The organism is Bacillus sp. GbtcB10 (assembly GCF_019091365.1).
GTDB classification, from domain to species: domain Bacteria; phylum Bacillota; class Bacilli; order Bacillales; family Bacillaceae; genus Bacillus; species Bacillus altitudinis.
The window spans coordinates 218255-237677 of sequence record NZ_JAGXJP010000001.1; the positions used below are offsets into that span (position 1 = coordinate 218255).

21 protein-coding genes and 1 pseudogene are annotated in these 19423 nt (G+C 41.2%); 17 read left to right on the forward strand and 5 right to left on the reverse strand.

Annotated elements, in window-relative coordinates; genetic code table 11:
- Positions 1-39 precede the first annotated feature (39 nt).
- The 3 genes from KVT11_RS01140 to KVT11_RS01150 all read right to left on the reverse strand — a co-directional run bounded on the left by KVT11_RS01140 (position 40) and on the right by KVT11_RS01150 (position 1281).
- A complete protein-coding gene (locus tag KVT11_RS01140) occupies positions 40-231 on the reverse strand; it encodes a DUF3813 domain-containing protein (RefSeq protein WP_008348541.1) in 192 nt (63 codons plus the stop codon).
- Positions 228-380 carry a hypothetical protein gene (locus tag KVT11_RS01145; protein ID WP_025207136.1) on the reverse strand — a complete coding sequence of 51 codons (153 nt, stop codon included), beginning with the start codon at positions 378-380 and terminating at the stop codon, positions 228-230. Before KVT11_RS01145 ends, KVT11_RS01140 begins: the two co-directional genes overlap by 4 nt.
- An 88-nt stretch (positions 381-468) precedes the next feature.
- The gene (locus KVT11_RS01150) at positions 469-1281 is read right to left on the reverse strand and encodes a Cof-type HAD-IIB family hydrolase (RefSeq protein WP_008348537.1); all 813 of its coding nucleotides are present in this window, start codon (positions 1279-1281) and stop codon (positions 469-471) included.
- A gap of 137 nt (positions 1282-1418) precedes the next feature.
- Between KVT11_RS01150 and KVT11_RS01155 the strand changes: the two genes are divergently transcribed.
- The 13 genes and pseudogenes from KVT11_RS01155 (at position 1419) to KVT11_RS01215 (ending at position 15898) form a co-directional block, all read left to right on the forward strand.
- Positions 1419-2204, forward strand: a complete 786-nt coding sequence (locus KVT11_RS01155; RefSeq protein WP_041507472.1) for an alpha/beta fold hydrolase — start codon at positions 1419-1421, stop codon at positions 2202-2204.
- Between the two features lie 46 nt (positions 2205-2250).
- Positions 2251-2559 carry a metal-sulfur cluster assembly factor gene (locus KVT11_RS01160; RefSeq protein ID WP_003211530.1) on the forward strand — a complete coding sequence of 103 codons (309 nt, stop codon included), beginning with the start codon at positions 2251-2253 and terminating at the stop codon, positions 2557-2559.
- 116 nt (positions 2560-2675) lie between these two features.
- Positions 2676-4128, forward strand: a pseudogene (locus tag KVT11_RS01165) (FAD-binding oxidoreductase).
- Positions 4125-4673 carry an MFS transporter gene (locus KVT11_RS01170; RefSeq protein ID WP_048001695.1) on the forward strand — a complete coding sequence of 183 codons (549 nt, stop codon included), beginning with the start codon at positions 4125-4127 and terminating at the stop codon, positions 4671-4673. The pseudogene KVT11_RS01165 and the gene KVT11_RS01170 overlap by 4 nt, the downstream one beginning before the upstream one ends.
- A 138-nt stretch (positions 4674-4811) precedes the next feature.
- Positions 4812-5849 (forward strand): N-acetyl-gamma-glutamyl-phosphate reductase, encoded by a 1038-nt coding sequence (argC, locus tag KVT11_RS01175; protein ID WP_048001745.1) that lies wholly within the window; start codon positions 4812-4814, stop codon positions 5847-5849.
- A 20-nt stretch (positions 5850-5869) separates the two neighbouring features.
- The gene (gene argJ / locus KVT11_RS01180; protein WP_007499060.1) at positions 5870-7090 is read left to right on the forward strand and encodes a bifunctional ornithine acetyltransferase/N-acetylglutamate synthase; all 1221 of its coding nucleotides are present in this window, start codon (positions 5870-5872) and stop codon (positions 7088-7090) included.
- Between the two features lie 14 nt (positions 7091-7104).
- Entirely contained in the window at positions 7105-7881 is a 777-nt protein-coding gene (gene argB, locus KVT11_RS01185) for an acetylglutamate kinase (RefSeq protein WP_099496434.1), read from the forward strand.
- Complete coding sequence (locus tag KVT11_RS01190) at positions 7878-9029, forward strand: acetylornithine transaminase (protein WP_017367004.1); 1152 nt, start codon at positions 7878-7880, stop codon at positions 9027-9029. The genes argB and KVT11_RS01190 overlap by 4 nt, the downstream gene beginning before the upstream one ends.
- A gap of 69 nt (positions 9030-9098) precedes the next feature.
- Positions 9099-10160 carry a carbamoyl phosphate synthase small subunit gene (locus KVT11_RS01195; protein WP_017367005.1) on the forward strand — a complete coding sequence of 354 codons (1062 nt, stop codon included), beginning with the start codon at positions 9099-9101 and terminating at the stop codon, positions 10158-10160.
- A complete protein-coding gene (locus tag KVT11_RS01200) occupies positions 10153-13233 on the forward strand; it encodes a carbamoyl-phosphate synthase (glutamine-hydrolyzing) large subunit (RefSeq protein WP_217608972.1) in 3081 nt (1026 codons plus the stop codon). The genes KVT11_RS01195 and KVT11_RS01200 overlap by 8 nt, the downstream gene beginning before the upstream one ends.
- Positions 13230-14180: an ornithine carbamoyltransferase gene (gene argF, locus KVT11_RS01205; RefSeq protein WP_217608973.1), complete on the forward strand. Its 951-nt coding sequence runs from the start codon at positions 13230-13232 to the stop codon at positions 14178-14180. The genes KVT11_RS01200 and argF overlap by 4 nt, the downstream gene beginning before the upstream one ends.
- 103 nt (positions 14181-14283) lie before the next feature.
- Positions 14284-14463, forward strand: coding sequence for a YjzC family protein (locus KVT11_RS01210; RefSeq protein ID WP_008348517.1), 180 nt, complete (start codon positions 14284-14286; stop codon positions 14461-14463).
- A 169-nt stretch (positions 14464-14632) separates the two neighbouring features.
- A complete protein-coding gene (locus KVT11_RS01215) occupies positions 14633-15898 on the forward strand; it encodes an MFS transporter (protein WP_060832237.1) in 1266 nt (421 codons plus the stop codon).
- A gap of 119 nt (positions 15899-16017) precedes the next feature.
- Here the strand turns inward: KVT11_RS01215 and KVT11_RS01220 are convergent, their stop codons facing one another.
- Positions 16018-16212 (reverse strand): YjzD family protein, encoded by a 195-nt coding sequence (locus KVT11_RS01220; RefSeq protein WP_008348514.1) that lies wholly within the window; start codon positions 16210-16212, stop codon positions 16018-16020.
- A gap of 212 nt (positions 16213-16424) precedes the next feature.
- On the opposite strand from KVT11_RS01220, the gene KVT11_RS01225 reads away from it, so the two are divergent.
- The 4 genes from KVT11_RS01225 (at position 16425) to KVT11_RS01240 (ending at position 19081) form a co-directional block, all read left to right on the forward strand.
- Positions 16425-17165 (forward strand): hypothetical protein, encoded by a 741-nt coding sequence (locus KVT11_RS01225; protein WP_007499048.1) that lies wholly within the window; start codon positions 16425-16427, stop codon positions 17163-17165.
- Positions 17166-17240: 75 nt separating this feature from the next.
- On the forward strand, positions 17241-17816 hold the full coding sequence (locus tag KVT11_RS01230) for a nad binding enzyme (RefSeq protein WP_116306710.1): 576 nt from the start codon (positions 17241-17243) through the stop codon (positions 17814-17816).
- 90 nt (positions 17817-17906) lie between these two features.
- Positions 17907-18872, forward strand: a complete 966-nt coding sequence (locus tag KVT11_RS01235) for a BMP family ABC transporter substrate-binding protein (protein ID WP_008348509.1) — start codon at positions 17907-17909, stop codon at positions 18870-18872.
- An 11-nt stretch (positions 18873-18883) separates the two neighbouring features.
- Entirely contained in the window at positions 18884-19081 is a 198-nt protein-coding gene (locus tag KVT11_RS01240; protein ID WP_008348507.1) for a ComZ family protein, read from the forward strand.
- Between the two features lie 10 nt (positions 19082-19091).
- Here the strand turns inward: KVT11_RS01240 and KVT11_RS01245 are convergent, their stop codons facing one another.
- Positions 19092-19325 carry a hypothetical protein gene (locus KVT11_RS01245; RefSeq protein ID WP_008348506.1) on the reverse strand — a complete coding sequence of 78 codons (234 nt, stop codon included), beginning with the start codon at positions 19323-19325 and terminating at the stop codon, positions 19092-19094.
- Between the last annotated feature and the right edge of the window lie 98 nt (positions 19326-19423).

Here is a 19423-nt window from a genome sequence, read left to right on the forward strand (position 1 = left end):
TAAGAAAAGCTGTCCAGAAAATGGACAGCTTTTTTACCGTTAAAGATCATCAAGCAGGTCTTGGAACGTATGCAGCTGGTTTCTTTCTGCATCTGTCGAATTAGCAAATGCAGATGATACGGCGTTTTTAGCTCGCTGAACTGCTTGTTGACGCTCTAAACCAGATGGAAATGAAGAAGTAAGGGCTTCCTCAGTAAATGATTTGGCTTGATCAAAAAGTTCGTTTCTCACAATGAACCTCCAGAAGCATCAGTCTTCATATTTCCCCTGTCCTCCGTAGCTTCTTCAAGTGTGGAACGATACGGAAAACGTGCGTCATGTAGACTGACTGAATCTTTACCTTGTTGTATAAAGCGTTTCGATTTGCTTCTTTTACCCATTCGGAATCCGCCCCTTTACACAAGCTGACAGGACAACCTGTCTAACGGTAGTATGCCCGCTTCGACCTGCTATGTATGAATGGAAAAATTAAAGCGAGAAGTAATTCGTTAGGAATTTTGCAATCCCATCTTGTTCATTCGTATCTGTCACTTCATTAGAGACGCGTTTCACTGCATCAATCCCGTTGCCCATTGCAACCCCGCATCCAGCAAATTCAAGCATCTCTAAATCATTGTCTTCATCTCCGAATGCCACAATCCGCTCCTGAGGCACACCGTAATAATCACTGATCTTTTGCAGTCCAACGGCTTTGTTCATACCTGTTTTAATGATTTCAATGACGTGCCACGGAGCAGCCCAGCGTCTGTGGTCAATCACTTCTGCATGAACATCTGTCAAATAGCTCCGAATCGCTCCGACGTCTTCTTCTTTTGCGTGAATTAAGACGCTTGTGACATTCTCTCCAAGATTGTTCCGAAGGTCTCCAACGGTCACTTTGTTTGCATTCATATTAAATATATCAATGAGCTTTTCATCATGATAATGGAAATACAAATCGTCTAGCACTTCAGCTAACACATTGTGTACTTTATATTCCTCACTAATATCCACAAGCTGTTTCACGACTTGAAGATCAAGTGATGTGTGAAATCTGCCCCATTTTTCATCAAGAGGATGATGGACAAACGCTCCATTAAAGTTCACAATCGGTGAATCGAGCTGCAATTGCTGATAATAAGGAGAGCTGGAACGAAATGGCCGGCCAGTTGAAATACAGACATGATGCCCGCTGTCTTTCACTTTTTGAATGACATCAAGTGTGTGTGCAGAAATCGTTTTATCGTCTTTTAATAACGTGCCATCCAGGTCAAGTGCGATTAGATAAGGTTTAGTCTCCATAAAATCTCCTTTGATCTGTAAGTAATAGGAGGCAGCTGGTGCGGGTGCCTCCACCTATAGTGTATCTTTATCACATCTTCGTTGTCTACATGTTAAAATAAACAAAGACGGGAATGATAAAGGAGGATTCATAGGCTGTGATCACCATTGATGAGCAAATGACACACGATATTCCATTTTTACATATCGTAAAAGCTGAAAATAAAGATAAACCGATGCCACTTGTATTTTTTATACATGGATTTACAAGTGCACGCGAGCACAACTTACACTTCGCCTTTCATTTGGCGGAAAAAGGCATGAGAGTCATTTTGCCTGACTGTGCTTATCATGGTGTAAGATCAGAAAACCTCAGCTTAGAGGAGCTGGCATCAAAGTTTTGGGAAATCGTCCTGAACGAAATACGTGAAATCGATATCTTAAAAACATATTTTCAAGAAAAACAATTGATTGAAGCCGATCTAATAGGTGTTGCAGGTACTTCCATGGGAGGCATCACGACCTTTGGTGCACTCGCAAAACATGATTGGATTAAAGCGGCAGTCAGCTTGATGGGCAGTCCGAAATATACGACATTCCTACAAGCACAAATTATGGACATGCGGCACAAAGGGTTGATGAAAGAGATTACAGATGAAGAGGTTCATCAGCAATTAGACGCGCTGCGTCCTTATGATTTAACGCTACAAACAGATCGATTAAACAAAAGACCGCTGTTATTCTGGCATGCAGAAAACGATCCAGTTGTCCCTTACAGACATGCAAAAGCTCTTTATGACGAGTTAGCAGAAACCCAATATAAAGAAGATCCGCACCTGATTCGTTTTATTACAGATGGACAGGCTGGCCATAAGGTCTCAAGACAAGCGATGTTTGAAACCATTGACTGGTTTGTGACACACCTGAAAAGCACAAACGTTTAGCCAAAAGGAAAAGTACGTTATACTAGTTGAAAAAGGAGTGGATATCATGGATGAAGCATTGAAAGAAAATATTTTAGGCGCCCTAGAACAGGTGATTGACCCTGAGTTAAACGTAGACATCGTCAACCTTGGACTTGTCTATGATGTCGATCTTGATGAGAATGGAAAAGCGGATATCACAATGACTTTAACATCAATGGGCTGTCCCCTTGCACCAGTTATCGTCGATGAAGTCAAAAAAGCATTAAGCGACTTGCCTGAAGTGAAAGAAACAGAAGTTCACATCGTATGGAATCCACCTTGGACACGTGACAAAATGTCAAGATACGCTAAAATTGCGCTTGGTATTCAATAAGTAAATACGACCTGGTATGAGTAGAACTCGTACCAGGTTTTTTTATGAAAAATTAAGGTAGAGGAGGAGTATGGCTTGATATAATGGATGTAATTTTATAGAACGGAGTACCTATAATGAAACGAAAGTGGATATGGATCGTCCTTTTGATGGGATATGGTGCTGCCTTTTTTGCATCAGTCTCTATACGTGAAGGTCAAGCACACAAAAGACAAGGACTTGAGGCGTTTACAGATGTGAGTCACCTCATGCCGGTCAAAATAAAAAAAGTCGTGCAAGGAAAAGAAATAGAATCTTTAAAAGAAGTATTAGAAGAAGCAAAAGAGAAGAATCTGCCCATTTCAATCGCCGGAAAGCAGCATAGTATGGGCGGCCACACGTATTATGAAAATGGCATTGTACTAGACATGACGAAATTTCGCCGAATCGTATCATTTAATGAAAAAAAGAAGACCATTCGGGTCCAGAGCGGCGCCACATGGGATGATATTCAAACATATGTGAACCCATATGGTCTTGCAGTAAAGGTGATGCAATCTCAAAACATCTTTACGATTGGTGGCTCGTTAAGTGCAAATGCACATGGACGTGACATTCGCTACGGCTCACTTATTGACACTGTGCGCTCTTTCACACTGTTAAAAGCAGATGGAGAGATCATCACAGTAAAGCCTAGCGATGATTTATTTACTGCCGTGATTGGAGGATACGGCTTATTCGGTGTCATTTTAGATGTTGAGCTTTCCTTAACAAAGGATGAATTATATAAAATGGAGACAACCTCTCTACACTTCGATGAATACACTGATTATTTTCAAAAGCATGTAAAGAACAATAAAGAAGTGCGCATGCATCTCGCAAGAATCTCTACAGCGAAAACAAATTTTTTGAAAGAGATGTATGTGACGAATTATTCACTTACTTCTGATCAACAGATCGATCCATACCGCGAGCTCAAAGAAGATCAAAGATCAGCTCGTCATCCCTTTAAAATTTATGCTCGGTCTTTCGAGAAGATTTGATATGGGGAAAGATTTGCTATGGAACTTGCAAAAGAAGTATTTTCAAAGTCAAAATGACCAGCTGATCACAAGAAATAACGTGATGCGGTCTGATTCTGCTTTTTTAGAATATGAAAATGAGTCAGATACCGATGTGCTTCAAGAATACTTTGTTCCAGTTGATCGTTTTCGTGCGTATATCGATGACATGAGAGGGTTTTTACAACAGGAAGAATTGAATTTAATGAACATCACGATCCGCTACGTACAAAAAAATGAAAAAGCGGATCTCTCATATGCGAAAGAAGATATGTTTGCACTTGTTTTGTTAGTGAATTATGGTTTTGAGAAAGAAGAGAAGGCAGAAGCAGAGCGGGTCATCCGGCAAATGACAGATATCACCTTGCGGCACCATGGAAGCTATTACTTACCATACATGCCTTATCAAACGAAAGCACAAATGAAACAAGCGTATCCAAAAACCGATCTATTCTTTCAAAAGAAAAAGCAAGCAGATCCAGATGGCAGATTTATCAACTACTTTTATGAAAGGTACAATACACAATGAATGCTAAAGCAATGAAATGGTTCGTCTATTCACAAAGTCTACTGTTTTTCGCCAGTAGTCTCATTTTCCCTTTTTATATTCTTTTTATTAAAAATGTTGGGTCGAGCTATTCTCAATTTGGTCTTGCTTATGGTCTGTTTGGTTTGAGCGGTGCGTTCATTCATTTATTATTAGGAAAACTTCCTGAAACGACCGACAGGCGTCTCTTTTTAATCATTCATTCGTTTGGTATGGCGTTTCTTCTTCTCCTTTTTCCACATATCACAGAAGTAGAGCAAGTTTATATGATTCAGATTGCCTTAGGTGTGCTAGGTGGTGTTCAGAAGCACGGAGAGAAACTGCTCGTCACCGAACTCACAAATGAGAAAAAGCGAATGAAAGAAGTTGGGCACTATCATTTTTGGACAGCGCTTTTTTCATCTATCGCCATCATGCTTGGCGGCCTGTTTGCTGATTTTTTCACCATTCATTTGATTTTTTATGCAAGTTCCCTATTATATTTATGCAGTGCGCTTTTGGTTCTCAATATGAAGAACAATAGATAAAATCCGCATGTCTCACGAAGATATGTGGATTTTTTTATGAAAAAAAATGAAAACAAATATTAAATATACAATTGAATTAATTTTTATACATGTTATAATGTTAAATAATTTCACAAAGATCAAGAGGGTGTATTGACGTTGAAAATAGGTATTATAGGTGCTACAGGGTACGGTGGTGCGGAATTAGTTCGTATCTTTAAGCAGCATCCACATGTGGAGGAATGTATATTGTATTCATCAAGTGGTGATGGGCAATTATACAGTCAATCTTATCCGCATCTGACAACGATTACTGACCAAACATTAAAAGCCATTGATCCGGCTGCCATTGTGCAAGAAACAGATGCTGTGTTTTTAGCGACACCAGCAGGCGTTTCAAGTGAACTCACACCGAAGCTCATGAATCAAGGGGTGCCAATTATTGATTTATCAGGTGACTTGCGCATTCAAGATGGGGCCGTTTATGAAGCGTGGTATAAACGAAGGGCAGCGGATGATGCATCGGTTCAACAAGCTGTATACGGATTATCTGAATTGAATCGTGATACCATTAAGCAAGCGGAAGTCATTGCAAACCCAGGCTGCTTTCCTACTGCAGTTCTTCTAGGTTTAGCACCGCTGATGAAACAGAATTTAATCGATGAATCTATGATCATAATAGATGCAAAAACCGGGGTGTCCGGTGCAGGACGATCAGCCTCACTTGGCACACATTTTTCAGAGCTGAACGATAACTTTAAAATTTATAAGGTGAATGAACATCAGCACACACCTGAAATAGAACAAGTACTTAGAGAATGGAACCCGCAAACGGCGAACATCACATTTTCAACACATCTTGTCCCGATGACAAGAGGGATTATGGCGACGATGTATACACAATTGAAAGCAGATGTCACAAAAGTAGAATTAATGAAACGGATGAAGGACTTTTATGAAGATTCCTATTTTGTAAGAGTGAGAGATCATGGGATATATCCGCAAACAAAAGAAGTATACGGCAGTAACTTCTGTGACATTGGTTTTCATTTAGATGAGCGAACAGGCAGACTGACGATTGTATCTGTCATAGATAATCTCATGAAAGGCGCAGCCGGCCAAGCGGTTCAAAACTTCAATATCATCAAAGGCTTACATGAAGAGGCGGGCCTCACAATGACACCTCTCTATCCATAAGAACAGGGGAGACAACAAACATGATCGAATTGAATGAAAAAAGTATTGTCAAAATAGACGGGGACGTATCATCACCAAAAGGTTTTGAAGCAAAGGGGATTCATATAGGATTACGCTATTCAAAAAAAGACCTTGGCTTGATCATCAGTGAAGTACCAGCAGCGAGTGCAGCGGTATACACTCAAAGTCACTTTCAAGCTGCGCCTCTTCAAGTCACACAAAAAAGCTTGAAAAAGACGGGCAAACTAAAAGGTGTCATTGTCAATAGTGCGATCGCCAACGCATGTACAGGTGAGCAGGGATTAAAAGATGCATACGACATGCAGGCAGCCTGTGCAGACATGTTAGGGACAGAGCCTGATTACATTGCTGTTTCTTCTACTGGTGTCATTGGAGAGTGTCTGGATATGGATAAAATCAAAACAGGCATCGCTCAGCTAAAAGAAGCAAAAGCAGGAAATGGCCACTTTGAAGAAGCGATTCTAACAACAGATACAGTCATTAAAAATACGACATACTCCTTGACGATAGACGGGAAAGAGATTCTCATTTCTGGTGCAGCAAAGGGCTCTGGTATGATTCATCCGAACATGGCAACAATGCTCGGGTTTGTCACAACCGATGCAAATGTCGAACAAGAAGCTTTGCAAAATGCTCTTCGTGACATTACAGATGTGACGTTTAATCAAATTACCGTCGATGGAGAAACATCAACTAACGATATGGTGCTTGTGATGGCAAATGGAATGGCAGAAAACCAGGCACTGAATGAAGAACATCCAGAATGGCCATTGTTTAAAGAAGGATTAAAACTAGCCTGCGAAGATCTAGCAAAAGAGATTGCAAGAGACGGAGAAGGCGCAACTAAATTAATCGAAGCGAAAGTTGTTGGTGCAAAAAACAACTTAGAAGCTGGTATTATTGCAAAAAAAATCGTAGGTTCAAGTCTTGTGAAAACAGCCGTATACGGTACGGACGCCAACTGGGGCCGGATTGTCGGAGCAATCGGTCATAGCGCAGCTTCTGTCACGCCAGAAGAGGTGGAAGTTTACTTAGGCGGGCAATGTCTGTTTAAACATAATGAACCCCAGTCTTTCTCAGAAGAGGAAGCAAAAGCGTATCTAGAGCAGGATGAGATTACGATTTTCATTCAAATGAATGAAGGAAATGGTGAAGCGGCCGCATGGGGCTGTGACCTTACCTATGATTATGTGAAAATTAACGCGAGCTATCGCACATAATGAAGGAGATAGACATGGATAAAACGATCGTGTTCAAGTGTGGAGGCAGTGTCATTCGAGAACTTTCCGATACCTTTTATGAAAATGTCCGCTCACTTCAAGCTGCTGGATTTAAACTGGCTATCGTACATGGCGGAGGTCCTGAAATCACGAGCATGCTGCAAAAATTAGAAGTGAAAACGGAATTTGTAGATGGACAGCGCAAAACAACAAAGCCGGTGTTAGAGGTAGCCGAAATGGTCCTTTCAGGAACGGTGAATAAATACTTTGTTTCAGAGCTGGCAAAGCATGATATATCATCTGTCGGTGTATCTGGTAAAGATGGACAGATGCTTGTCGCCGATTTTCTCGATCAAGATGTATATGGGTACGTTGGCGAAATCAAAGAAGTCAATCCAGAGATGGCAGAAGCACTAATGGAGAAACAATTCATTCCCGTCATTGCGCCGCTATCTATGACCGAAGAATACCAAACGTTAAATGTAAATGCTGATCTTGCAGCATCAGCAGTCGCAGGAGCTATGAAAGCTGATAAGCTCATGTTTGTCACAGATGTGGAAGGAATTTTAAAAAATGGTGAGCTGTTAGACGTTGTCACCGAACAAGAAGCTCTCAAGCTCATCGATGAAGGCATTATTTCCGGGGGAATGATTCCAAAAGTGCAATCTGCGCTAAGTGCTTTATCAGGAGATGTGGATGAAGTCATGATTGTAAATGGAAAAGGCAGTATTTTTACAGGAGATACCTTTAAAGGAACTCGAATTGTAAAACAAAAGGAGGCGGTCCTGTGAGTCATCTTTTTCAAACATACGGACGGTGGAATGTTGAAATTAAAGAGGCAGAAGGTTCTTGGGCAGTTGATACAACTGGGAAAAAATATTTAGACTTTATACAAGGCATTGCGGTCACGAATTTAGGTCACAATCATCCAAAGGTCAATCAAGCCATCAAGAAGCAGCTTGACGAGGTCTGGCACGTATCAAATCTATTTGAAAATGGACTGCAAGAAAAAGCAGCGGAAAAGCTGGCAGCCAACAGTTCAGGAGATCTCGTATTTTTCTGCAACAGCGGGGCTGAAGCGAATGAAGGGGCTATCAAATTGGCCCGAAAAGCAACAGGTAAAACAAATATTGTGACGTTTTTGCACTCTTTCCATGGGCGCACGTATGCTGGTATGGCTGCCACAGGTCAAGATAAAATCAAAACTGGTTTTGGACCGATGCTGGAAGGCTTTCATTATGTACCGTTTAATGACCCTGAAGCGATTACAGCGTGTGAAATCGATGATGTCGCAGCTGTCATGCTGGAAGTGGTGCAAGGTGAAGGTGGAGTGAATCCAGCTACAGCTGAATTTCTAGAAGCCGTTCAAACGTTTTGCAAAAAACATCAAGCGCTGCTGATTGTAGATGAAATCCAAACGGGTATTGGGCGAACAGGGACAGCATTTGCCTATGAGCAATCGGGACTTGATCCTGATATTATTTCAGCCGCAAAAGGTTTAGGAAATGGATTTCCAGTCGGTGCAGTGATAGGGAAAAAAGCTTTAGGGGATGCATTTTCTCCAGGCTCTCATGGCACAACATTTGGTGGCAATATGCTCGCTATGTCAGCTGTGAACGCAACTCTTGATGTAATATTCAAAGAAGACTTTCTTTCAGAAGTGAAAGAAAAGGGTGCGTACCTTTTAAAGAGACTGCAAGAAGTCAAACAGCTGAACATCGTGAAAGAAGTACGGGGCAAAGGATTAATGGCAGGAATTGAGTGTCATCAGCCAGTAGGTGATTACATCACAGCCCTTCGAGAGCAAGGTTTGCTGGTGCTTCCAGCTGGTCCGAATGTCATTCGTTTATTACCTCCACTGAATGTCAAAAAAGTTGAATTGGATCAAGCAATAGAAGCGGTCATTCAAGTGTTAGCAAATGAAACAGTAAAGGTCTAAATTTTTTTACACCAGAACGCATAAACATGCATTTATATTATTAATTATTCAATATGGGGTGACACAAGCATGAAAGGTTATTTAAATTTAGAAGATGGAGCCTCTTTTGAAGGAGATCTGACAGGAGAAGCTGGCATGACAGGTGAAGTGGTCTTTTTTACAGGGATGACAGGTTATCAAGAGGTGCTCACAGATCCTTCTTATAAAGGACAAATCATTGTCTTCACATATCCGCTCATCGGAAATTACGGCATCAATCATGAAGATTTTGAGAGCAAAAAACCACAAGTAAAAGCGGTCGTTGTCTATGAGGCGGCTGACCATTTTTCTCATCACCTTGCAGCCGTAAGCTTAAAAGATTATTTACAGAAGTGGAATATTCCGCTTCTTACACATACAGATACTCGCGCAGTCGTGCAGAACATTCGAGCAAATGGAACGATGAATGCAGTGCTTAGTTTAGACGAAAATGAAACGCCACCTGCAATGAAGCAAGACAATGTGGTTGAGCAGGTCACAGAAGATGAAGTATACACACAAGGCAGCGGCGAGGATCATGTAGCGCTCATTGATTTTGGCTTTAAAAAATCAATTGCGGACTCACTCGAAGCGCGCGGCTGTAAAGTCACAGTGATTCCGTACAAACAAATGGAAAAGGTATTTGATATCAAGCCAGATGCGATCCTTTTGTCAAATGGACCTGGAGATCCAAAAACAATGAAGCCATATTTAAAAACCATTCATGACATCATGATGACCTTCCCGACACTAGGCATTTGCTTAGGTCATCAATTAATTGCTCTTGCGCTTGGCGGGGATACGTATAAGCTTCCTTTTGGCCACCGCGGGGCGAATCATCCTGTACAAGATACAGAATCAAAACGTGTCTTTATGACAAGCCAAAATCATAGCTATGTGGTCAATGAAAAAAGCATGAATGACAAAGAAGTGGACGTCAAATTCCTCCACGTGAATGACGGATCTGTTGAAGGATTCATTCATAAAGAGAAGCTGATTATGTCCGTTCAATTTCATCCAGAAGCACACCCAGGCCCTGCAGAAAGTGAATGGGTATTCGATGATTTTATTGAGAAAGTGAAACAAGCAAGGAGAGAAGTCGCACATGCCTAAAGATCAAAGCATACAAACCATTCTAGTCATCGGGTCTGGTCCAATCATCATTGGTCAGGCAGCAGAATTTGATTACTCAGGAACACAAGGTTGTATGGCCTTAAAAGAAGAAGGCTACAACGTCATTTTAGTGAATAACAACCCAGCAACCATTATGACAGACGAGTCATTTGCTGATGAAATTTATTTTGAACCGCTTTCAGTTGATTCAGTGACAAGAATCATTGAAAAAGAGAAACCAGATGGTCTTTTAGCCAATCTTGGCGGACAGACGGCTTTAAACCTTGCTGTCGAGCTGGAAAAAGCCGGTGTGCTGAAAAAGCATGGGGTAAAACTGCTCGGAACGTCAGTTGAAACAATTGAAAACGGTGAAGATCGTGAGAAATTCCGTGCTCTCATGAAGCATTTGAATGAACCTGTACCAGAAAGTGAAATTGTGGATAATGCGAAAGACGCCCTTCAATTTGCAAAAGAAGTGGGCTTTCCCGTCATTCTTCGACCAGCCTACACACTTGGTGGTAAAGGGGGAGGCATCGCTTTAACTGAAGAGGCTTTTAAACCGCTGATTGAAGGTGCTCTTCTAGCGAGTCCGATTCATCAGTGCTTAGTTGAAAAAAGCATTGCTGGCTTTAAAGAAGTCGAGTATGAGGTCATGAGAGATCGTCAAAATACGTGTATCACTGTATGTAACATGGAAAATATCGATCCAGTTGGTGTGCATACAGGTGACTCGATTGTCGTTGCACCGTCACAGACATTAACGGATCAGGATTATCAAATGCTCCGCTCAGCAAGCTTAAAAATTATTTCAGCGCTTGATGTCGTTGGCGGCTGTAATATCCAGTTCGCTCTTGATCCACTTAGCAAAGAATACTTTGTCATTGAGGTCAACCCTCGGGTCAGCCGGTCTTCTGCTCTTGCATCGAAAGCAACAGGCTATCCGATTGCCAAAATGGCGGCAAAACTTGCGGTCGGTTATACACTAGATGAATTGAAAAATCCGCTTACAGGAACAACGTATGCTAGCTTTGAGCCGGCACTCGATTATGTCGTGGTGAAATTCCCGCGCTGGCCGTTCGATAAATTTAAACAGGCAGACCGGAAATTAGGCACAAAAATGAAGGCGACTGGTGAAGTCATGGCGATTGACCGTAATTTAGAATCTGCCATTCAAAAAGCCGTCGCATCACTTGAAATCAAAACAAAGGGCTTCCACTTGCCTGAACTGAAAGAACATACGACTGAACAGTTATTTGAATTAATCAAAACACCGGACGATCGCCGTTTCTTCGCAGTCATGGAGCTTCTTTTCAGACAAGAAACCGTTGAAACGATTCATGAAACGACGAAGATTGATCTGTTTTTCTTACATGTTTTCAAGAATATGATCACACTCGAACAAGAATTGAAGAACCATCAGGGGACGCTATCCAAAGACACCTTAAGAAAGGTAAAAGAAAAAGGTTTCCTTGATGAAACAATCGCTTCTCTGACGGATCGCAGTGAACAAGATATCAGACAGCTTCGCCAAGAGTATGGCATTTCCGCTTCATTTAAAATTGTCGATACATGTGCGGCTGAATTCGATGCAAAAACGAATTACTTCTATTCTACGTACTTTGGCAAAAGTGATGGAGAGCATCAAGAGAAAACAAAGCAGCGTGCACTCATCATTGGCTCCGGTCCGATTCGAATTGGGCAGGGAGTCGAGTTTGATTATAGTGCCGTTCACGGCGTTCTTACTTTACAAAAGCTTGGATTTGAAACCATCATGATGAACAATAATCCAGAAACGGTTAGTACCGATTATGAGATTGCAGATCGTTTATACTTTGAGCCGATCACGTTAGAACATATTTTAAACGTAGTTGAAGCGGAGCAAATTGATTTTGTCATCGTTCAATTTGGCGGGCAGACAGCAATCAATGTGGCGGAAGGTTTAGAAAAAGCCGGCGTTACCTTGTTAGGCACGTCCTTTGACACACTAGATGCATTAGAAGATCGCGATTTATTCTATCAGCTTCTTGATGAACTGAATCTTCCTCATGCAAAAGGAGATACAGCTCATTCAAAAGAAGAAGCACTGGGGCATGCTACAAGCATCGGGTACCCTGTTCTTATTCGTCCATCATATGTCATTGGTGGAATGGGAATGATCGTTGTTCATACAGAAGCTCAATTGGCAGAACTACTTGATCAGCCAGATCATTTACCTTATCCGATCTTAATTGATGAGTATGTCACTGGAAAAGAAGTGGAAGTGGATCTCATTTCAGACGGACAAACGACATTCATTCCAACCATTGTTGAGCATATTGAAAAAGCGGGCGTACACTCAGGTGACAGCTTTGCCATCTTACCAAGTGTCTCTATTAGTGAAGACATCAAAGAGCAGGTGTATAACGCTTCTGAACAAATCGCAAAGAAATTAGCTTTTAAAGGCATTATGAATATTCAATTTGTGATAAAAGGGAACCAGGCGCTCGTATTAGAGGTGAATCCTCGGGCAAGCCGGACTGTTCCAGTTGTAAGTAAAGTCATGGGTGTTGACATGATCCCAATGGCGACTCAGCTGTTAGCTGGTGCAACGCTTGAAGAATTGAAACCGGAAACGAAGAATAAGGGGGGCACAGCTGTTAAATTCCCAGTCTTCTCCTCACATGCCATTCAAGATATCGATTTAAAGCTGACACCTGAAATGAAAGCGACGGGTGAAGGAATGTGTGTTGGAAAGAACGTCGAAAGCGCGTTGAAAAAAGTGTTTGCACCGATCTGGAAACAGAAAGGAAGCCTCTTTATACAAGGCAGTGAATTATTCGTAGATGAAGCAAAACGAGCAGGCTTTGACGTCTGGACTGGCAGCTTTGAATCGTGGCTGCAACAAGACGATAAATCGCTTCACATTCATTTAGGTGATGATGAAGAGGCAAAAGAACAGCGTGTAAAAGCACTTACACATGGTGTTCAAGTTCTAACCGAATATGAAACAGCGCAAGCGTTCCTGCAAGGAAAAGATGGAGATGTATCACCAGTATCTCTCCACGAATTATATAAAAAGGAAGTGACGGCATGAGCCAAGTCGACGTGCAACCGGCATTATACGGAAAAGACTTTTTATCGTTAAAAGACTTTTCGATCAATGACATTGCGTACTTAATTGAAAAAGCAGAAGAAATGAAACAACATCCATATCAAGATTTATTCAAAGGAAAAACATTAGCGATGATCTTTGAAAAATCTTCAACTAGAACCCGTGTCTCGTTTGAAGCGGGCATGACGCAGCTAGGCGGACATGCGCTCTTCCTCAGCTCAAATGATCTGCAAATTGGCAGAGGAGAAACGATTGGTGATACAGCGCAGGTGCTGTCTGGGTATGTAGATGGCATTATGATTCGAACCTTTGAACATGAGAAGGTAGAAGAACTTGCAAAATACGCCACTATTCCAGTGATCAACGGACTAACGGACTACTCTCATCCATGTCAGGCACTGGCTGATTTACTGACGATTAAAGAAGCAAAAGGCACACTAAAAGGTGTGAAAGTGGCGTACATCGGTGATGGGAATAATGTGGCTCATTCCTTAATGGTCGGCTGCGCGCAGTTAGGCTGTGACATTGCCGTTGCATCACCAAAAGGCTATGAACCTCTTCAAGAGGTGACAGACACTGCCCGGGCGTTTGCAAAACAATCAGGCGCAGAAGTCATCGTCACAACAGATGCAGTAGCTGCTGTTCAGGATGCAGATGTCATTTATTCAGACGTATTTACAAGCATGGGGCAGGAAGCTGAAACAGAGAAACGTCTAGCTGAATTTAAAGAATATCAAGTCAATGAGGAACTCATGCAACATGCAGCAGCAGATTATATCTTCCTTCATTGTCTGCCGGCACATCGCGGAGAAGAAGTGACGGCTGATATCATTGATGGACCACACTCTAAAGTATTCCAGCAAGCAGAAAATCGCCTGCATGTGCAAAAAGCGTTAATCAAAGAGCTCATGTATCAACAACCTAAATAAATCACAAGTGTCCCTGTCTCGACTGATCAGGGACTTTTTACATATTGGATTGGAGAGGCAATGGACGGGACATAATAACATCAATCGAGAAAGGAGGATGAAAATGGGTCAACAGCATCAGTTTAAATCTGGTAATAAGGCACCTAATAATGGTGTTTATATCGAAATCGGTGAGACCGGTAGTATGGTGAAAGATCCTTTAAAGATAAAGCTTAAAGCAGGAGACGTCTTTCCGGATAACTCGAACCATAACCGCGTTTGGACTTATCAAAGAAAGCCGTAAGCAATTGACTAAGAGTCCATATGAATAAGTCTTTAGAGGCATGTGTCATGCCTCTTTTTTCTTTATAATAAAAAACAATTAAGTTCCAATTTTCAAATAAATAGTATGAAAAAAAGAAAGATTAAGGTAAAATATGTAAAAATAGTATAAGGTTGAAAGGATTTGTGTGATGGAAAAGATGAATCTCAGTGAAAGTGTTTGGAATAAACGCTTCACCTCATTGTTCATATCAAGACTCATAAAAAATACAGGAGAAAGTTTTGCTTTTACATCCGTTCTTTGGTTATTGATTTTAAGAGGGGATGGAGCGCTCGGTACCGGACTTCTTCTAGCAGTGACAGTTCTTCCTTCATCATTGTTGGCCCCAATACTAGGACCTCTTATGAAAAGACATCATTTATCTAAATGGATGTTTTCTTCAGATGTCATTCGAGCAACCATTGTACTCATTATTCCACTACTGCATTTTTCGCACATATTGCCTCTATGGTTATTGATCTCATTAATGGTTATTCAATCGGCAACAGGTGCAGCATATAACCCGGCTTCTGTGGCCATCCTGCCGCAGATTGTTCCAAAGCATCTCATTCAAAAAGCAAATGCGATCCTGCAATCATCTTTTGAAATTGTCGCACTTGCTGCGGTGATGGTCGCTGGTCTTTTGGTTAAATTAATTGGACCTGCAGATACGCTCCTGATCACCACTGCTTTATTCATCATATCGGGCATGTTTATTATTGGCGTTAAACTGAAGAAGTCTGACGAAGAAAAAGCAGCAGGCATTAAACAAGCAAAGAATACATATCTGTATAACTTAAAAAGAGGCTTTCTAGTCGTTAAAAATCATCATATTTTATTTGCACTGACCCTTTATTGTATTTTAATGAATGTCGCCGCAGCTCCGTGGCAGGCATTATCCGCTGTATATGTAGCAGAAGCGCTGCAAAGTGATTCAATGGTGTATTCCATTTTAAGAGGTGTCGCCGCAGTCGGTGCGTTTATGATGGGCTTTGCACTGGCGAAGGTGAAAATCAAAAGGTTTGGCTTGTTCTTTATTGTCGCAGGCATGATTGAAGGAGCTGCATTCTTTATCACTGGAATGAGTACATGGCTTCCAGTCGTTCTTCTAGCTTCCTTTATTTTTGGTGCAGCCGTCAGTGCAATCAATGTCCCAGAGATGGTCATTATTCAAACGTCTGTTGACCAAGAAGATCAGCCGCAAGTATATGCCGTGATCAATGCGTCATCAAATGTCTTTCTCCCGCTTGCAGCCGTCATATCGGGCGTCCTGGCAGAACGCTTTGGAGCAGGACCTGTCATTGCGGGGGGTGGTGTGCTTGAAATTTTATCGGGCATCGCGATCTTCCTGTTCACAGGGCTTGCGAAAAGCCATTTGTCAGCAGACAAACAGAAGTCCGAAACGGTTGAGGTGTAACTCAAAAACCCCCTGTAATTGACGGCAGGGGGTTTTAGCGTGCGCTCTCAACTTCTGGTCATCATTCTGAAAAAAAGAAAAAGAGCTAACCTCAAATCATTAGCTCTTTTTCAGCAATATTAAGAATGTTCTGTTGAACTTTCTGTTTCTTTCATTGGACTTACTTCAGCAAAGATGAATAAAATAACCGTAAACACTATGGCAAGAATGGAAGTTAACGTAAAATCATAAGCAGCTCCATTCATAGATGCAACGATGTAACCAGCCATATGTGTCAGCAGAAAAGTCCAAATGAGGGTGATAATGTAATGCATTATTCCACCGTCCTTTATGTAACAATCTATTGACTATCATACCATAGATACGAGTTCAGAGAAAAGACTGTTTTCCGCCTTTATGTGACCATTTTGAGACCTTCTACTATAAAAATAAAAAGAATTCTTCTGTCTTTAGGGGATTTCCTTATTCCTACAAGAGTTGTTGTTCATATCATAGAAAGCAGAATCACTGAAAGGAGGCTGGCCATATGGGTGTAAGCGAACGTTTTTTCCAGCTTGGTTCCCAGTGGAACGTCATTCACCTTCCTCAAAAACCAAATGGCTTTGGCATTCTAATCCTCGGTGACCGAAATCACTTTGTGCAGGAAAATACATCATTCTGGCTTCAGCATTACGGAAGAAACCAGCTTTTAACTGCTTTAAAGGATGAAGGATATACATTGTTTAATAGTCATCTTCATGGGAATCACTGGGGATGTGAAGATGCTGTTTTTAGTGCGAAACAGCTTGTTCATCACACATTAAAACAAGAAATATTAAACCGGGAAATTCATGTGCTGGCAGAGGGAATGGGCGCACTTGTCGCCATGAGTCTTGCCGAAGAAATGCCAGAAGTGCTAAGGTCTATAGCCATGATGAATCCATGTTTACACCTGCAAGCACAAAGAGAAAGAGAAAAGGAACACAAATTCTTCTACAAACAGTTCATGAAAGAACTCGCACAGAGCTATGGGTGCTCTGCAAAGGAAGCTGAAACGTATCCACTTCCTTCTTGCCCCGTTCATTCAGCTCATGTACCGATTCATATATGGCAGAGACTAAACGGCGCACCGTATGCCTATGAACTACACGCAAAGCCTTTTATTGATCAGCATATGATGAATCCAGACCATTGTCAGATGGACCTTACCTTGCATATGTTTGATCATCCAAGAAGAATCTTTCAGTCCATTCACAAGTTTTATAAATCGCATGAAAGAGAATTGTAATGAATAGGATGATAACAGCCCTTCATGGAAAGGGCTCTTCTTTTTATTCGATATGCTAAAAAAGGGGACATGAACATGGAAACAGGACTGATCATAGGTGCAGATGAATTTTTTGGCCTGACACTTTGTGAATATATGATGAAAGAGGGCATACAAGTGGATATCACATATCCTAAGGAGCAGTCAGAGGAGCAAAAAATGTTATTAGAAGAGCGGATGATGTGGCTCGGCCGCAATGATCTTGTCCGCGTTATTGATGATCAAGATAGGAAAGAGGCATATGACCTGATCTTTTTTCAATCAGATGATTCAATGAACAGAGAGACAGACTTCGAAGCGAAGCATGGCATATACCACTTGTTTTACGAAGAACCCGAAAGCCATTCGCATGAACAAAGCGTTCCGGTTGTTATCCTTCCACGCATGTTTGGTCCGTGGACACTCCATGAAGAGAGACGAATAAAGGATGATCACACATTTTTTGTAGAAGATGTCGCAAAGGAGCTTTTAAAGTGGGCACGCACCGATCAAAGGCAGGAAATGATCCATCAATTAAAGGTAGAAAGACAAACAGATGACAAACAAGCAGAAGAAATCATAGCAGAATGGAAAAGACAAAACTCAACATTTTTCGACAAAAAGCAAGAATGATCTTCCATCTTATCTTTTTTCAGTATAAAATAAACCTATATTTAACATACAGGTTCATGCCTGCGTGTTGCAAAGGGAGTTGAACATGGCATGAAGTACCAGCGGCTTGTCATGATCTTTTCGTTCCTTCTTCTTATGCTATCTGCCTGCTCGCAGGCGCCGTTAAAAGGACATATTGAGAAGGTGGGTTTACTCGTCCCCGATACGATTAATGATCAAGTTTGGGGAACGAAAGGTTATAAAGGCTTATTAAATATCCAATCAACATTTGGTGTAGATGTTTATTATAAGGAAGGGATGGTCGACAAGGAGAAAATCGTTGATGCCATTGAAGAATTTCATAAAAAAGGAGTCAATTTGATTATTGGCCATGGCAATGAATACAGCGAAATTTTCAACTTGATCAGTGAAGATTATCCGAAAACACAATTTATCACGGTCAATGGAGGCAAGCCTCAAGCTGATAATGTCACAAACGTCACGTTTAAAGGAGAAGCAATGGGCTTTTTCGGAGGCATGACAGCAGCACATATGTCCAAAACAAAAAAGATTGGTATTCTGGCTACATATGATTGGCAAAGTGAAGTAGACGGTTTTATCAAAGGTGCAAAATATCAGGACGAACATGTGCAAGTCCTAGCGGAATTTGTCGAAAACTGGGATGATGCTGACAAAGCGGTGAACCTCTATCAAAAATTGAAAAAACAAGGTGTAGATGTTGTGTATCCAGCAGGTGATGGTTATAATATCCCTGTCATTGAACAAATCAAAAACGACAATTTATCTGCGATCGGATATGTCACTGATCAATCCAACCTTGGAAGCCATACGGTGTTAACTAGCACAGTCCAGCATGTCGATAAAGCGTACAGTATCATTGCGAAGAAGTTTAATGAAGGCAAGCTAAACGAACAAGGTGAGTACTCCTTTGACTTTAAAGAAGGAGTGATCGAAATGGGGAAATTTAGCTCAACCATAGACCGCGCTTTTGTGAAAGACATTGAGAAGGATATTGCGAATTACAAAAAAACAGGCAAATTGCCAAATGAAAAGTGAGGACGTTGAACATGCAGCACGAAAAATCGATGGAGTTTTTACAAATTGCGATGAAGTATTTTCCACAAGCAAAAGAAGAATTAGATAAAGCAGGAATTCAGCTTGATCCACAAGCACTTCAGCCGCTTCTCTCTTTGTTTACATCTGTCATGCAAGAGGCATATGAGCTTGGAAAAGCAGATGCAGCATCAGAAAAAGCCACAGAATAGTGGCTTTTTTTTATGATAATTTTTTCTTAAAGGCACTGATCATAGGGCCGACATCTTTAAACACAGGCTTCAGCTCATCGATGGAGTTCATAATGTTTCCAATTTGATTCATGACATGCATGTAGTCAATGGAGTCATCACTTGAAGAAGTCTCTGCACGCTCCTCCTTTTTTTCTGTCTTGCTTTTCTCCTTTTCAAGCGGCTGACCAAACATCATTGCTGAGAAAATATCCTTTTGCGCCATATCACATGTTCCTTTCTACTATTGGTATATCATTAATCTATGAAAAAAGTGAGAGGAAAGGTTAGACGTTTGTATTGCCAAGGAGAAAAAAATAAGGT

Coding starts and splice junctions, on each gene's coding strand:
- KVT11_RS01145 (WP_025207136.1), bottom strand. CDS start 380: ATGGGTAAAAGAAGCAAATCGAAACGCTTTATACAACAAGGTAAAGAT.
- KVT11_RS01150 (WP_008348537.1), bottom strand. CDS start 1,281: ATGGAGACTAAACCTTATCTAATCGCACTTGACCTGGATGGCACGTTA.
- KVT11_RS01160 (WP_003211530.1), top strand. CDS start 2,251: ATGGATGAAGCATTGAAAGAAAATATTTTAGGCGCCCTAGAACAGGTG.
- KVT11_RS01170 (WP_048001695.1), top strand. CDS start 4,125: ATGAATGCTAAAGCAATGAAATGGTTCGTCTATTCACAAAGTCTACTG.
- argJ (WP_007499060.1), top strand. CDS start 5,870: ATGATCGAATTGAATGAAAAAAGTATTGTCAAAATAGACGGGGACGTA.
- argB (WP_099496434.1), top strand. CDS start 7,105: ATGGATAAAACGATCGTGTTCAAGTGTGGAGGCAGTGTCATTCGAGAA.
- KVT11_RS01195 (WP_017367005.1), top strand. CDS start 9,099: ATGAAAGGTTATTTAAATTTAGAAGATGGAGCCTCTTTTGAAGGAGAT.
- KVT11_RS01200 (WP_217608972.1), top strand. CDS start 10,153: ATGCCTAAAGATCAAAGCATACAAACCATTCTAGTCATCGGGTCTGGT.
- argF (WP_217608973.1), top strand. CDS start 13,230: ATGAGCCAAGTCGACGTGCAACCGGCATTATACGGAAAAGACTTTTTA.
- KVT11_RS01210 (WP_008348517.1), top strand. CDS start 14,284: ATGGGTCAACAGCATCAGTTTAAATCTGGTAATAAGGCACCTAATAAT.
- KVT11_RS01215 (WP_060832237.1), top strand. CDS start 14,633: ATGGAAAAGATGAATCTCAGTGAAAGTGTTTGGAATAAACGCTTCACC.
- KVT11_RS01220 (WP_008348514.1), bottom strand. CDS start 16,212: ATGCATTACATTATCACCCTCATTTGGACTTTTCTGCTGACACATATG.
- KVT11_RS01225 (WP_007499048.1), top strand. CDS start 16,425: ATGGGTGTAAGCGAACGTTTTTTCCAGCTTGGTTCCCAGTGGAACGTC.
- KVT11_RS01230 (WP_116306710.1), top strand. CDS start 17,241: ATGGAAACAGGACTGATCATAGGTGCAGATGAATTTTTTGGCCTGACA.
- KVT11_RS01235 (WP_008348509.1), top strand. CDS start 17,907: ATGAAGTACCAGCGGCTTGTCATGATCTTTTCGTTCCTTCTTCTTATG.
- KVT11_RS01240 (WP_008348507.1), top strand. CDS start 18,884: ATGCAGCACGAAAAATCGATGGAGTTTTTACAAATTGCGATGAAGTAT.
- KVT11_RS01245 (WP_008348506.1), bottom strand. CDS start 19,325: ATGGCGCAAAAGGATATTTTCTCAGCAATGATGTTTGGTCAGCCGCTT.